Source organism: Gimesia maris (assembly GCF_008298035.1).
GTDB classification, from domain to species: Bacteria; Planctomycetota; Planctomycetia; order Planctomycetales; family Planctomycetaceae; genus Gimesia; species Gimesia maris.
The window spans coordinates 6394942-6408484 of the sequence record NZ_CP042910.1 but is presented as its reverse complement, the minus strand read 5'-3'; the positions used below and the strand labels follow the sequence as shown (position 1 = coordinate 6408484).

Annotated in this window: 13 protein-coding genes and 1 tRNA gene; 7 read left to right on the top strand and 7 right to left on the bottom strand. The window is 50.6% G+C overall.

What is annotated here, in order from left to right; genetic code table 11:
- The first annotated feature begins 62 nt into the window (after positions 1-62).
- The 3 genes from GmarT_RS23775 to GmarT_RS23765 all read left to right on the top strand — a co-directional run bounded on the left by GmarT_RS23775 (position 63) and on the right by GmarT_RS23765 (position 2345).
- Entirely contained in the window at positions 63-812 is a 750-nt protein-coding gene (locus tag GmarT_RS23775; protein ID WP_002647722.1) for a LamG domain-containing protein, read from the top strand.
- Positions 813-981: 169 nt separating this feature from the next.
- Positions 982-1857: a HEAT repeat domain-containing protein gene (locus GmarT_RS23770; protein WP_002647723.1), complete on the top strand. Its 876-nt coding sequence runs from the start codon at positions 982-984 to the stop codon at positions 1855-1857.
- Between the two features lie 44 nt (positions 1858-1901).
- On the top strand, positions 1902-2345 hold the full coding sequence (locus GmarT_RS23765; protein ID WP_002647724.1) for a hypothetical protein: 444 nt from the start codon (positions 1902-1904) through the stop codon (positions 2343-2345).
- A gap of 166 nt (positions 2346-2511) precedes the next feature.
- Here the strand turns inward: GmarT_RS23765 and GmarT_RS23760 are convergent, their stop codons facing one another.
- From GmarT_RS23760 to GmarT_RS23735, 6 genes are all read right to left on the bottom strand, one after another.
- A complete protein-coding gene (locus GmarT_RS23760; protein ID WP_149303329.1) occupies positions 2512-3567 on the bottom strand; it encodes a hypothetical protein in 1056 nt (351 codons plus the stop codon).
- Positions 3568-3946: 379 nt separating this feature from the next.
- Complete coding sequence (locus GmarT_RS23755) at positions 3947-4756, bottom strand: oxidoreductase (protein WP_149303327.1); 810 nt, start codon at positions 4754-4756, stop codon at positions 3947-3949.
- A gap of 270 nt (positions 4757-5026) precedes the next feature.
- Positions 5027-5662 carry a hypothetical protein gene (locus GmarT_RS23750; protein WP_002647728.1) on the bottom strand — a complete coding sequence of 212 codons (636 nt, stop codon included), beginning with the start codon at positions 5660-5662 and terminating at the stop codon, positions 5027-5029.
- 201 nt (positions 5663-5863) lie between these two features.
- Positions 5864-5937: transfer RNA gene (locus tag GmarT_RS23745), tRNA-Asp, on the bottom strand.
- Between the two features lie 257 nt (positions 5938-6194).
- Positions 6195-7394, bottom strand: coding sequence for a pyridoxal-phosphate-dependent aminotransferase family protein (locus tag GmarT_RS23740; RefSeq protein ID WP_002647729.1), 1200 nt, complete (start codon positions 7392-7394; stop codon positions 6195-6197).
- Positions 7395-7452: 58 nt separating this feature from the next.
- The gene (locus GmarT_RS23735) at positions 7453-8037 is read right to left on the bottom strand and encodes an isochorismatase family protein (protein ID WP_044239022.1); all 585 of its coding nucleotides are present in this window, start codon (positions 8035-8037) and stop codon (positions 7453-7455) included.
- Positions 8038-8219: 182 nt separating this feature from the next.
- Here GmarT_RS23735 and GmarT_RS23730 point away from each other — a divergent pair, with 182 nt between their 5' ends.
- Both GmarT_RS23730 and GmarT_RS23725 read left to right on the top strand, forming a co-directional pair.
- Positions 8220-9134 carry a formylglycine-generating enzyme family protein gene (locus GmarT_RS23730; RefSeq protein WP_149303325.1) on the top strand — a complete coding sequence of 305 codons (915 nt, stop codon included), beginning with the start codon at positions 8220-8222 and terminating at the stop codon, positions 9132-9134.
- Between the two features lie 181 nt (positions 9135-9315).
- Positions 9316-11034 (top strand): 30S ribosomal protein S1, encoded by a 1719-nt coding sequence (locus GmarT_RS23725; protein WP_002647732.1) that lies wholly within the window; start codon positions 9316-9318, stop codon positions 11032-11034.
- A gap of 185 nt (positions 11035-11219) precedes the next feature.
- Here GmarT_RS23725 and GmarT_RS23720 read toward each other — a convergent pair whose 3' ends face one another.
- The gene (locus GmarT_RS23720; protein ID WP_044239025.1) at positions 11220-11966 is read right to left on the bottom strand and encodes a sugar phosphate isomerase/epimerase family protein; all 747 of its coding nucleotides are present in this window, start codon (positions 11964-11966) and stop codon (positions 11220-11222) included.
- Positions 11967-12358: 392 nt separating this feature from the next.
- Between GmarT_RS23720 and GmarT_RS23715 the strand changes: the two genes are divergently transcribed.
- Both GmarT_RS23715 and GmarT_RS23710 read left to right on the top strand, forming a co-directional pair.
- On the top strand, positions 12359-12790 hold the full coding sequence (locus GmarT_RS23715) for a hypothetical protein (RefSeq protein WP_149303323.1): 432 nt from the start codon (positions 12359-12361) through the stop codon (positions 12788-12790).
- 183 nt (positions 12791-12973) lie between these two features.
- Entirely contained in the window at positions 12974-13471 is a 498-nt protein-coding gene (locus tag GmarT_RS23710; RefSeq protein WP_002647735.1) for a hypothetical protein, read from the top strand.
- Positions 13472-13543 lie beyond the last annotated feature (72 nt).

Below are 13543 nucleotides of genomic sequence, written 5' to 3'. Positions count from 1 at the left end.
ACAGGCTAGGATGGTTGTTCAGTATGTTCTGTCTTGTCGTTTCACCAGAAGGGAACTGGAAAATGTCCGTTCGCCCCTTGTTTCTGATGCTTTTGATCTTCCTGCCCGTTCACTTTACTCTGTTGCCTGTTCAGGGGGAAGTTAACTCCAAAGCAGAGGCAGGCAAATCCAGTCTGGAGTTTCAAGGCAAAGGCCAGGTGATCATCCCGAAGTTGCGGTATGACGGCGATCATCCGATTACGCTGGAAGCCTGGGCCAAACCTGAGACGCGGGATGACAACTACATTCGTGCGTCCGTAGTGGCCAATCTGCAGTTGGCGGGGGTGGGCATTCATTATTCGGGCGGTCACTGGATGGTGCACTTCAATGAAGGTCGCAAGTCAAACGCCGGTTATGCCTCGGTCGTGTCTGATGCAGAGGCGGAGCATGACAAACCGGTTCATCTGGCTGCGGTTTTCGATGGCAAAAATGTCCTGCTGTTCGTCAATGGGAAAAAGCAGGAGTCGGTTAATGAAACGACCTTAAAACATGTGGCCTCACCCCATGATTTCATGATTGGTGCAGACCCGAACGGCACAGGTCTGCCTCACCAGTTTTTTAAAGGCGCGATCGACGAAGTTCGTATTTCCAAAGTCGCCCGTTATTCAGAGGACTTTGAACCAGCCCATCGCTTCAAGCCAGACAAGGACACCCTGGTACTCTATCACTTCGACGAAGGCACGGGCAATGTCGCCCACGATGAGTCCGGCAATCAATACGACGGCAAGATTAAAAATGCGGCCTGGGTGAAACAGATCATACCTGAGCCATGATTCGACGGAATATTTCAGGTTTTTCTCAATCGTGCGGAACGTCATTTACTCCGCGCTGAGATAAAAACCTGAAAATCCGGTATCTGGTCTGAATCTTTGCAACTAAGACCTCCCGGCGAACGTCACTTCAGGCAATGATCCTAATTTCCTCATTTCAGGAGGTCCTGCCATGCGACGCGTCTTTCTGGTTTCATTGTCTGTCCTGTTGGTGGTAAGCTGTATGACTTCCCTCGTCCGGGCTATGGGGCAAGAATCGTTTGGTAATCAACCGTTAAACGCGTTGAATTACAAGGACTGGCCCGGGATTATGTCGGTCATCAATCATGAGAGCCGCGTCTATCATGTCTGGGTGAATGGAAACGAGTACGCTTATTACCGCGGCGATATTGATGCGCTGAACGATGTTTTGCAGAAATTCGCCGCCACGAATCAGCAGCAGCATGAGGTTGTCCTGCGTCCCGGCCCCGCTTCCACAAAGTCATTTCGACAGACAAAAACGATCCCCTTCCATTGGGATCTGCATCTGGTGGGCGGCATTGCTCGGGTCATCGCAAAGAAAGATCAAGGCGAAAAGATCTGGAACCCCTACCCGATGCTCAGTATCTATATCGACGAGACAATCCCGCTGGACCAACTCAAAATTCCCGCTGGTGTGACTCTGTTGGAACTGACAGATCTGGAAAAACGGTTTTCCGGGGGGCTGACCAGTTCCGATATTACCGTGCGTGGCTGGGACGCGGGGCTACTGGCGCGACTCAATCCCTACAGTTCCAGTAATATGAATGCCATTGCGAAACTGCTGGACGACAACGAAGTCTGGGTTCGACTGAATGCCGCCGGGGCGCTGGCTGTGTTTGGGAAAAAAGCGACCCCGCTGCTGCCAGACCTGAAGTCCAGGCTCGATACCGATGATGCAGCGTTGAAAAAACGTCTGGCAGAGACGATCAAAATCATTGAGACAGCACCAGACAAATCGAAGGCGGAAAAACAGCATCAGGAAACGCTTAAGCAGATCAGCCAGTTCCTGAAGACGCGGGAAAGGTAAATTTCTTAATTGAAACCAGTCATGTTATCAGGGGAGGAGAAACGATGCCGACACGCAAACAGGTCACGATGCTTTTTGGTTTTCTGGGACTATTGTTGACAGGACAGCATACCTGGGCGATTGAGTTTGAAATCGGTCAGTCGAAGGAAGAACTCGGACTTAAATATGAGCTGTCCGTCGTCGATCATGGTACTGGTCATGTGACCGTGGTTCTGGATATTGCCGATGAAGGAAAATTGAAACCCATCAATTCCATTTCGCTTTACATTCCGTCTGAAGGTAAAACAGGTCGACCCGATCTGCTGGTTTCATTGGCAAGTACTACGGTTGACGGAAAAACGAAGGTACGCGCACACATGATTAAAGAACTGGCAGAACGTGTCCAGTTACAACTGAAAACGAGGAGTGACCCGCAAACCGGCAAGCCGACACCACTGACCGGTTATTATTTTACCATCCACGTGGATGAATTCATCAGGGATAAGTAATAAAACGCTTGCCGTCTTGGAGTGATTTATCTCAGCGCGCAAAAATAAGCAGGCCAGCAGAGGGGCATCTGCTGGCCTGCTTCGAGAGCAATACCTCACTCCATCATTCAGTATTGCGGTCAGGAAATAGTTCCTTATTTCTCAATCAATTTTGTTCGCTGGATTATTAGTCGGCAACGCCAGCACCAATTCCAGCTCCGATGGCTGCACCACGGTTACCGCCGATGGCACCTCCGATGCCGGCACCGATGGCAGCACCTTGACGTTGATCACGATTCAAACCGCGATAGCCACTACCATAACGACCATTGAATCTATTTCCCCGGTTATTGTAATAACCGCGTCCATAACCACGATCGTTGTAGTAGTTGTTACGGGATCGGTTACCCCGGTAGTAATTGCGACCATAACCATTGTTATTATAGCCGGGATCGTAATAGGTACCGCCCTGGTAATAACTTCCGTCATCGTAATAGTTGCTGGACTGATAGTTGTCATCGTCCTGGTAATAATTCTGGTCCATAGGCTGACCGGGGCTACGATAAGTCACAGGATCAAATGATTCCCACTGACCATTATTATGAATTAACCAGGCACCCTGCTCAGTCTTGTACCACCAGTGACCATTGTGGTGACGATAGCGGGCACGGGTCGCATCATCAATATCCAGATGAGCGGTTCCCTGCCGCACGAAATCATCAATATCTGTATTGGTCTGGTTGTCAAAAGTCTGTGGGCGATTGGTCTGATGACGCAGAGGTTGATTTCCATCTACATCCAAATCAGCATCCCCTTGAACTTTTCCCCTCATCTCCACATTACCGGGAGTGCTTTGAATGGCACCGTCGGCAGCATCGGGGGTTTGTGGTGGAGTCTGCAGGCCACGGGCATTCCCTTTGGCTTTGGCGTCCACACCAGCGTCCGACTCATTCATGGACTTCAGAGGTGAATCCGATTCCAACTGTGATTTTGCATCCAGTTTTGACTTGGCATCCAGCTGTCTGTTATTCAACTGAGATTTGGAGTCCAACTCTGAATTGGCATCAATCCTGACATTTTTTCCCGGTACTTTGGGGGCAGGGTTCGTCACCTGTCCCGCAGCCTTCGACTGCGATTCCAGTTGTGCGCCGGCATCTTCCAACGGAGCCTGCGCGGTCAGCAATGCGGGGCTGATCCCCAATACGGCGGCAGCTGCTAATACTTTTATACTTCGGCGTAACATTTCAATTCCTTCCATATTTGTTTCGAGTAGTTAGTGGTTTCGTTCCTGGCCACACTGGAAGAGAAATGCAAAGGCTATGCCAACTAAAAAAATACCACCAAAATCGACTAAAGTGCGACAGGATGTCTGAAATCGAAAGCGATTCTGCTGATGGGCGATCACACGACTGGATGATCAGCGAACAACTCGATCTTAAACCTGCCAGAGAATTGTCCTGATTGCCAGACATGGGATCGCAGGCGATCAGGTATCAGGTTTTTGTATAGGGGAATGGTTCGCATCCCTGCGCAACGAGAGGACAGTCGCGGCTACGATCGGGAAGAAGCTGCTGGCTGAGTAGAGCGATTTCGGTCTTAGGGAAAATCGGGAAGATAGAGTCCTACTTCATCTGGCTCAGGACAATCTTATCAAACAGTTTATCGCTGAAGAGTCGTTTGACCCGGGGGAGCAGTTTGGCATCCAGGGTGGTCGCGTACCGGGTTTTGGGCTTCTTCGCTTCGATGGCTTTGATCACCGCGTTCGCAGTACTCTCCGGCCCCGGACTTTTTGAGTAAAGATCGCCGGTGAATTTGCGAAAGGCGGCGACCAGTGGTTTGTAATCTTCCGCATGGTCCAGGCTGTCCAGCGTAGCGAACGCGACTTCGTCAAATTCGGTTTTGACGGCCCCCGGCTCGATCACGACAACATCAATACCCAGCCCTTTGACTTCCATCCGCAGCGCATCGGAGAACGCTTCGACTGCGTGCTTCGTCGATGCATACCAGCCCAGTACCGCGGTCGAGACATGGCCGACGACCGACGCGGTGTTGATGATTCGTCCGGAGCCCTGTTTCCGCATCTGCGGCAGCACGGCCTGTACGAGTCGGCCCATGCCGAACACGTTGACATCGTATTGACGCTGAATCTCCTCCAGGGGCACATCTTCAATCGTGCCATACGAACCGTAGCCCGCGTTGTTGAACAGCACGTCAATGCGCTGCTGTTCTTCGATCACCTTCGCGACACCTGCGTTGACCGATTCGGTATCCGTCACATCCATATGCATGATATGCGCGCCCAGGGATTCCAGGTCGCGCATCTTCTCGACCCGACGGGCGGCGGCATAGACGGTGTATCCTTTGGCCAGCAATTTTTCCGCTACCAGCTTTCCGAATCCGGCGGACGCTCCTGTGATTAATACCGTTTGCATGGTGTGCTGACTCCATTCATATACCTGGTTCGATTGATTGATGATCCGAAAGAAGTGGACGAATCAGATTCGCATCGTATTAGACACCGATAAGCTGTCAATCGAGGTCTCGCGTAGAATACATGAGCGACAGTGGGGAAAAACTGTGACAGTCTCATTGTCTCACTCCGTCATCTCGTTTCTTTGAAAGTGATTGATACCGGGAATCAGATCATCCAGAATGGTGTAATGTTTTTCAAGACGAAAATCCTCGCTGGGGACACTGTTACTTTATGTTTCACCCTTAGACGAATTTTTGAGAACCTCATCGATGTTATAATCCAGAAAAGCTGATTGCTCATCTGTCGTCAAGTCCCGTTGCAGGTAAGCAGTCGGAATCGCCACATTAATAAACCATTCGCGGTAATGGTTCCCTGCTTGCAACGGTGACTGATCTATCGCGGCATCTGCGTCACCAAGTGACTCGATCACTGCAAGCGGGTTACGGTGTTTAATGAACTCCGCCGCTTTGGCGGCTGCGGAAGCAACAGCACTGGTATCGCACTGCCGGCAGTCTACTATCGGTACCCCTTGATAAGCAGGCTCTGCCGGTGTAATGAATTTTGACCAGTCTTGCGGTTGTGGTGCAATTAACCAGTTTCGAATGACATTGACCGTTTCAATCGGTTCAGAAGTGTCACAATAGATCTGCCAGCAGGGAAGCACTCTGCGTGTTGCAAACATCATCAGCCAGATAAGCTGTAATTCTGCCTTCGGTCCCCCATGCTTCAAAAATGAAGCGACCAACTCACCCATTGGGGTATCCCAAGCCTGTTCGCCGACAACAAAAGAATCCCACGCTTGATCGCATTGGGTTTTGACCCGTTCGCATACGGAAGAAAGCCAAACTGGCTGATCTGTTAACATCTCGTCTCTTCTACTGTTCTCAGATTTGTATAAGAGATTAAGAATTCATTTTGATCTTATCATACCGTTAACAATTCGAGATCGACATTATTTTACTCTCCGATTGGTTCCAGAGGATTAGGAGCCTGCAGTTTGAGATATATGGGATCCTGCGCGCACAAAAAAACGCTCGCTGTCAAGAATGACAACGAGCGTTGTAAGCGAGGCCGACGGGACTTGAACCCGCAACCCCCGGATCGACAGTCCGGTACTCTAACCAATTGAGCTACGGCCCCTTACAGGTGGTCGGAAATTCTAGGCGATCATTTTCTCGATTGCCACTCATTCGACACAAAATTCGTGAGAATGTTCGAAAAATTTCTCACTCGAACACAGACGCATGACGTCTTGATCTGTTTTCACTATACCGCGACTTTCATCGGACAGCAAGTCATATGAGAGTCGTATCTTAGGAATCGGAAATCCAGACCGGTCTCATTAAAAAATCAGCCTGGGAATTGAAGAGAAACTCAAAGTTCCTGCAGTCTGAAGTTCAGTCTGTAATCGTTGTGCGGTAAAAATCATTTGCAGCAGCGACACCGGCGCCAGGAGTGAGCTGGTAGCCAGCATGCAGCAGGCACTGTTCCAGGGCCGCCAGGAACAGCAGCACATGGGTGCTCTGACTGCTTTCTCCCATCAGGCCAATACGCCAGGTTTTGCCTTTCATAGGTCCCAGTCCGCCACCAATTTCAATGCCGAACCGTTTCAGTAACTGACCGCGGATTGCAGCGTCGTCCACGCCATCCGGGATTTTCACGGCGTTTAACATGGGGAGCTGGTGGTCTTCCGCAACCGCAAATTCAATTCCCATCGCGTTCAGGCCCGCTTTGAGGGCACAATGGTTGGCGTAATGACGCGAATAGCGGTTTTCCATCCCCTCTTCGAGGACCAGGCGTAGTGCCTGATGCAGGCCGAAATTCATGTTAATCGGTGCAGTATGGTGATAGGCGCGTGAATCGCCCCAGTAGGAACGGACCATCGACATGTCCAGATACCAGCTGGAAACCTTGGTTTTTCGTGCATCCATGGCGGCGACAGCCCGGGAACTGAAGGTCACGGGAGACAGCCCGGGAGGACAACTCAGGCATTTTTGCGTCCCGCTGTAGGCGGCGTCGATATTCCATTCATCAATTTTAACCGGCATTCCGCCGAGCGACGTGACACAGTCGACAAGCAGCAGTGCATCTGCTTCGTGAACTGCTTCTGAAATCTCTTTGAGTGACTGGGCAGCACCCGTGGATGTTTCCGCGTGTACGATGCCCAGAACTTTGGGTTTCTCTTTCTGCAGGACATCCATTACTTCTTCAACAGAGAAGACTTCACCAAACGGACGATGAATCTGTACGACTTCCGCACCAATCCGACCTGCCACATCGGCCATCCGGCCACCAAACACGCCATTCGTACAGACAACGATTTTGTCACCCGGTTCCAGCAGATTGACCACACAGGCTTCCATACCGGCACTCCCTGTGCCGCTCACAGCGAGTGTGAGTTCATTGGTGGTATGAAAAATATTCCGCAGCATGTCCTGAACTTCATCCATCACCTTCAGAAAATAGGGGTCGAGGTGTCCCACGGTTGGTGCTCCCAGCGCAGCCAGCACACTGGCGGCGACATCACTGGGACCCGGTCCCATCAGAGTACGACGGGGAGGATGAATGGCGGGAGGGATATGATGTTCGATTGTCATGAGAGTGGCTCTTTATGAACTGAAGGACTCAAAATAGATTGATTTCTCTGATTGACGGTTACTGTTTTTCAGTTACCAGACGACTGATCTGTTTGAATTCCGGTGTGCCAGCGACCTCACACCATTCAAACAGAATGGATTCGGTGGTTGTGATGCAGGCACCTGAGTTTTCCATGCGTCTGATTGCCGTTTCCCAGTCCAGCTGATTCCGACTGGCGATCGCATCTACCGGAATGATAACGCGATAGCCGGCGGCTAACAAATCCAGAGCCGTCTGCTGCACGCAAATGTGCGCTTCAATTCCGGTCAGCACGATACGGGTGCGGCTGTCGACAGTGTTGGCAGCGGTTTCCCAGCTTAAACATGCGGCGGCGCTGAATCGCAGTTTTTCTCGGGGAGCCGGCAGCAAATCTGCCAACTCGGGTACAGTGGAACCCAGACCTTTGGGATATTGTTCAGAACAGTACAGCGGGATTTCAAACAGGCGGGCTGCCTGGAGCAGTTGTCGGATACGATGTGTCAGCTGGTTGGCATCCGGAATAACCGGCAGAAGTTTTTCCTGAACATCAACCACAACCAGCCGACATTCCTGGTGCGACACTAAATCGATGCTGCGTGGAATTATGTGCGGGGACTCTGACATGAAATGACCTGACTCAAATAAATAACCTGACAGTGAAACAGGAATCGATCGGCAATCAACAGCATACTGAGTTCGCCTGGTATGCTGGTTCAGACGCCCTCTCTGCTTTCGAAATCAATGCAGAACTGGTAAAATGTGGTTGCAGTTGTACCCTAACAAAATCTGAACCAGTAGTGAAGCATATGAACGAATTCAAAAAAGCCGTCTGGGCCTGGCAAAAGGTTGCCCTGGTCACTCTTACGTGTTTCATGCTGTGCGGGCTGACAACACTGTCTGCAGCTGAAAAACCGGCTGCATCCCCTGCAGACTCTGGTGGAAAATCAGAGTTGTTCAAAGTGTTTGTCAAAGAGCTGGTGCCGATCACACCCGGAAAAGGGAAGTTTCCCCGGTCATTTCAAATGGGATCCACAACAGGGGAACCTGCAGAAAGACCTGTTCATAAAGTTACAATGTCAGACGATTTCTGGATGAGTCGATACGAAGTCCCTCAGAATCTGTATCAGGCTGTGATGGGCAACAATCCCAGCCGCTGGGGAGGCCCACGCAATTCGGCGGAAATGTTTGACTGGAAGACTGCCAGAGAATTCTGCGCCAAACTGACAGCCGAATTAAGGAAAGCGAAGCTGATTGCGGCGGAAGAAGAGATTCGTCTACCCAGCGAAGCCGAGTGGGAGTACTGCTGCCGGGCCGGGACGAACACGGAATACAGTTTTGGTAATCAGCCACAGAAACCGGGGGATGAGGACAAACAGGCCCGTATTCTGGACGAATATGCATGGCATACCGGGAATGCCGCAGGAAATGACCCGCCTGTGGGGGCTCTGAAGCCGAATCCATGGGGTCTGTATGACATGCATGGATATCTGTGGGAGTTCGTCGCCGATCCCTGGCATGACAGCTATGAAAATGCGCCCGGAGATGGCAGCGTCTGGGGCTCGAGAACCGATGATCAGCCTGTTGTCGTGCGCGGCGGCGCCTGGACGGACCGCTTCGAACAACTGCGTTCCGCCTTTCGTAACAGGGTGACCGCAACTACTGTCAGTCCTGCACTGGGGTTACGATGTGTGAAGGCAAAAGTGAAAAAATCGGAAAACTAGGCCCTGCGAATTGCAGGTCTGCTGCAGCGGTGATACTCTTTTAATTAGTCCGGCAGGTTTTTGAACCTGAATGAAAGAAGTTACTGCAGTCGGGTGGATGTCTGTCTGTGGCTGGCCTGACGAGCCTGTGAAACATTCCTGTATCTTGAAGTAAGTAATTAGGCGAGAAAGTTCATCTCCCATGAGTTCAGAACGACCATCTACTGAAGAAGTCAATACGAGTGAAGAAGCTTTGGAAGCGAAATCACCAGCCGATCAGGAACAGCCGGAGACTCCACAGGAGTCCGACGCCGGCGTGAATGAGGCAACCTCTTCAGCTTCCGCTGAAACTCCACAGCCCGAAACTCCTGCGGAACCAGAGGCTGCCGCCTCACAGGAAGCGGAAAAAGCGGAACGCAAAGTCCAGTTGAAGCCGAAAGTGGACCCGGCACAGTTCAAAGCCATTCCTGCAAAAGGTTCGAGTGTTGCTCCTGCTAACAAGGAAGGGGGCGATGCAGAAGCTTCAGCTGAACCCACACAGGAACAGCTTCAGGAAGCGGCCATGATGCAGATTGCAGAAGCTGCCGAACCTGTCGATATTCCTCCAGCAGTGGATGATCTGGACGGTGATCTGGAAGCAGAACTCGCAGCCGCCCTGTCAGGTCAGGGAGCACAGGAACTTCCGAAAACTCTGAGTGATGAAGAAATCGCCGCCGAAGCAAAATCGGAAGATGCAACTGCACCAGCCACTCCAGCTACAAAATCAGGCGCAGCAGCAGAAGAAGGAGTTGGCGAAGGCGATCGGTTGAAAGGGGTTGTGGAATCCATCAATAACGACGACGTCTTCATCGATCTCGGTGCCAAAGCAATGGGAGTCCCTGGAATTGTTCCCCTGCGACAGTTTGGCGAGAAAACACCTGTCATCGGACAGGAAGTGGATGTGAAAGTCACCAGTGTCAAAGAAGCGGAAGGTCTGATTCAGCTTTCGCTGCCACGTGGTCATCACAAACCCGCTGGTGACTGGGATGCCGTTTCAGCCGGTCAGGTCGTCGAATGTGTTGTCAACAAATCAAATAAAGGGGGACTGGAAGTCAACGTGGGAAGCCTGAGAGGTTTTCTGCCCGCCAGCCAGGTCGACCTGTATTTTGTGGGTGATCTCGAACCTTTCGTCGGTCAGAAACTGACTGTTCAGATTACAGAAGTGAACCCCAAGAAACGTAATCTGGTTGTGAGTCGTCGCAAGTATCTCGAATCAGAACGCGAAGAAATCCAGAAAGAGCTGTGGGAAAAACTGGCCATCGGTCAGGAACATACCGGGACCGTGAAAAATATCAAAGATTATGGTGCCTTCGTGGATCTGGGAGGCATTGATGGCTTCCTGCACATTGGCGAGATCAGCTGGAACCGGATCAAGCATCCTAAAGATGCCTTGAGCGAACATCAGCAGATCAATGTGAAAATTCTGAAGATCGATAAAGAAAAGAATCGCATCAGTCTGGGGATGAAGCAACTGCAGCAGGATCCCTGGCAGTCAGCCGAAGACCGTTATGCAACCGGTTCGACGATCTCCGGCAAAGTGACCCGTACGACAGACTTTGGTGCGTTCATCGAACTGGAGCCAGGCCTGGAAGGTTTGATTCATATCAGTGAACTCGATCATCGTCGCGTGAAACGGGTGACGGAAGTACTGACTACCGGTCAGGAGACTTCTGCAAAGGTTCTGGAAGTGGATCCCAACCGGAAACGGATCAGTCTGTCGATTAAAGCGTTGATCGACAAACCAGAGGCCGCCGAAGCACCGGTAGAAGATCAGCCCTCTTATGAGCGCAAACGCAAAGGGCCACTCTTGGGTGGAAACGCGGATGAATCAGCCGGCGGTGGAAGCGGCGGTCTGTTTGGTAATCCCAAAGATTACAAATAAATCATCTCTTCAACAGCACATAAAACAGACAGAGCCTTTCGCGTCACGGAAGGCTCTGTCTGTTTCTGTATTCCAGATCACATCACATTGAACCGTAGCGTCTCTCAATTTATGGTACCCGGTTCAAATGGTCCTGAAGACGCGACTGTAAAACTGGACGCGGTCGTAAACTGACTGGCAGATGCTCAGATCACAACGGATTCCAGCAGCATTCTCAATTTTCGCAGTTCCAGCGCCCGGTCAGTATCTTTCAACAGTTCCGGGAGAAGTTCCACTGAGAGGAACTGGTGATATTCCTGACGTTCCAGCATGCTGATCAGGCGGCTGTAATCGATTTCTCCCAGACCGACTGGAACCTGAATCTGGTCGGCGGTGGAATCACGCAGGTGAATGTGACAGACATACGGAAATACCAGGTCGTATGAAGTATTACTGAATGGGCCGCAAGTGTAATAACTCGGATCAAGCGTCAGGCCGAGACCTTTGACAGATTGACAGAGTTCTGTTGCCGTCCTCGGATCTTCGGTCAGTTGCCCGGTTTTGGTTTTGATGGAAAGTCGAATTCCATCGCGGCTGGCAATTTCCAGTAATGCTTTGAGTCGGTCAATTTCCGTATTAAACGGCGTCCCCAGTGGAGAAGCCGGGATGGTGATCTGTGCAATCCGCAACATCTTGGCTGCTTTGCACAAGGATTTGAACCCGGCCGGTGAGATATCGTTCTCCAGGCAGAAGGCGATAGGGGTCAACCGGGTCGCTTCTCGAAAACGTGAATAAAAATCTTCCGGTGACGCAACGACTTCAGATGGTTTCAGATGGTCGCTCTCTTCACTCATCCAGATTTCGATTTTGTCGAACTCCAGATCGGTGAGACGCTCACAACTGACTTCAAACGATTCATCAGAAAAACAACGTGATGATGCAGCTACAAACACGCCGAACACTCCCTTGTTGGCAAAGAACAAAGCAATATGAGCACTTCGTCACAGACGATGTCTTGCCTGAAAAAACTCAAACTATCAAACAACCCACTTTATCTATTTTACGCTTATGGTCTCATAGAGTAGGAAACCACGATAATCTATCCCGGTTTTAACGATTCTGCAAGGTCGATCAGATTTGAATATTAGCGCGGTTTTCCGATTCTTGGTGATTTTAACTATTGTTTAACTCGGAATGGCCGATAAAAGAATTAAGTCTTTCGCAGACAAAATACGATCTCAATCGAATCGTGGTCCGCAGAATTCTCAGCAGGTATCACTCATACCCAATGACGAGCGCGAACGGAAACACGCTCAAATTCAGTAAAACCGGGGAAAGGAAGCCAATGAAGCCTCACTTGTTTTGTAAAATGGCCGCTTGTCTGATTCTACCACTGTGTGTGGGATGTTCGAATAGCCAGGTCATTCGGGGTCAGTCGGCCGACGGAGAATTCCTGATGCAGCAACAGGCTGAAATGATGCAGAAGCGTCAACAGGCCATGCATCAGCAGGCCATGCATCAACAGTATGCAGGCCAGCAGGCACCGATTCAGCAGATGGGACATCGTCGCCATGGCGGCGCTTATTGCCCACCGGGTGCAGGTGGCTGGAAAACCGGCCACAAAAATACCTACCATCAAAATAAACGCCCGAAGCACTATCAGACATACAAGTATGTCCCCCCTGCGACCGTCTATCCGCAGCAGAACCAGCCACTGGGTATCGTGCAGTATCCTTACTACACGCACAAAGGACCAGATGACTTCTTTCTGAAATAAGCAGTCAGTCCGGTTTGCCACTGATCATTGATAAAAGAACCGATTGAGTTTTGACTCAATCGGTTCTTTTTATTTTGAAAAGAGGATGAATCGTTTTCCGGTTTTTATATATAATCACTCGTCAGCGAACCTGGTTCGTGTGTCCCGGAAGATTTCTATTTCCTATTTTGCAGTTAAACAAAAATGAATCACAATCCTGCCGATCTGGCACAGACGATAAAAACCATCGAGTCGATTGTCCCCGACGGTTACGGCCGCATGCCGATTCCCAGTGAGACCGACGAAGAACTCCAGGAGCAGATTGAAATCGCACTGCAGTTTGAAAACCGAAAAGACGTACTCTTAAATCAGCATGGCATCGATAATCTGTTAAAATATGTGGAACGAATGGCCTCAGAGTGTCTGCGTGAATCGCGTTTCAAAGACTGTCTGCATGCAGCCCAGTCGCTGGAACTGCTGCTTTGCCAGCCTGATAATGATAAGCATCCCCTGATGGTCGCGCTGGCATTGATTCATGACGCTTATTTTCGCCTGTCGGAACCACGGCCTGAATTTGATGCAGCGCAACTTCCCCTTTTCTGTGCGGAATGGAACAGCTTCAATCAGGAAAAAAGCAGCAAAGCAATCCATTTTCGCATCAGGGAAGAACCGGAAGGTCCTCGCTATATCTGTTACTGGTAAGCGGAGCCCGTCTACCAGGGGAACGCCTGTGCTTAGCCAATCGCGTCTTCTGAACTGTGATTCTCAGTCACA

What these genes read in the sequence shown, in the direction of transcription:
- GmarT_RS23775 (WP_002647722.1), top strand. Translation starts at nt 63, where the DNA reads ATGTCCGTTCGCCCCTTGTTTCTGATGCTTTTGATCTTCCTGCCCGTT.
- GmarT_RS23770 (WP_002647723.1), top strand. Translation starts at nt 982, where the DNA reads ATGCGACGCGTCTTTCTGGTTTCATTGTCTGTCCTGTTGGTGGTAAGC.
- GmarT_RS23765 (WP_002647724.1), top strand. Translation starts at nt 1,902, where the DNA reads ATGCCGACACGCAAACAGGTCACGATGCTTTTTGGTTTTCTGGGACTA.
- GmarT_RS23760 (WP_149303329.1), bottom strand. Translation starts at nt 3,567, where the DNA reads ATGTTACGCCGAAGTATAAAAGTATTAGCAGCTGCCGCCGTATTGGGG.
- GmarT_RS23755 (WP_149303327.1), bottom strand. Translation starts at nt 4,756, where the DNA reads ATGCAAACGGTATTAATCACAGGAGCGTCCGCCGGATTCGGAAAGCTG.
- GmarT_RS23750 (WP_002647728.1), bottom strand. Translation starts at nt 5,662, where the DNA reads ATGTTAACAGATCAGCCAGTTTGGCTTTCTTCCGTATGCGAACGGGTC.
- GmarT_RS23740 (WP_002647729.1), bottom strand. Translation starts at nt 7,394, where the DNA reads ATGACAATCGAACATCATATCCCTCCCGCCATTCATCCTCCCCGTCGT.
- GmarT_RS23735 (WP_044239022.1), bottom strand. Translation starts at nt 8,037, where the DNA reads ATGTCAGAGTCCCCGCACATAATTCCACGCAGCATCGATTTAGTGTCG.
- GmarT_RS23730 (WP_149303325.1), top strand. Translation starts at nt 8,220, where the DNA reads ATGAACGAATTCAAAAAAGCCGTCTGGGCCTGGCAAAAGGTTGCCCTG.
- GmarT_RS23725 (WP_002647732.1), top strand. Translation starts at nt 9,316, where the DNA reads ATGAGTTCAGAACGACCATCTACTGAAGAAGTCAATACGAGTGAAGAA.
- GmarT_RS23715 (WP_149303323.1), top strand. Translation starts at nt 12,359, where the DNA reads ATGAAGCCTCACTTGTTTTGTAAAATGGCCGCTTGTCTGATTCTACCA.
- GmarT_RS23710 (WP_002647735.1), top strand. Translation starts at nt 12,974, where the DNA reads ATGAATCACAATCCTGCCGATCTGGCACAGACGATAAAAACCATCGAG.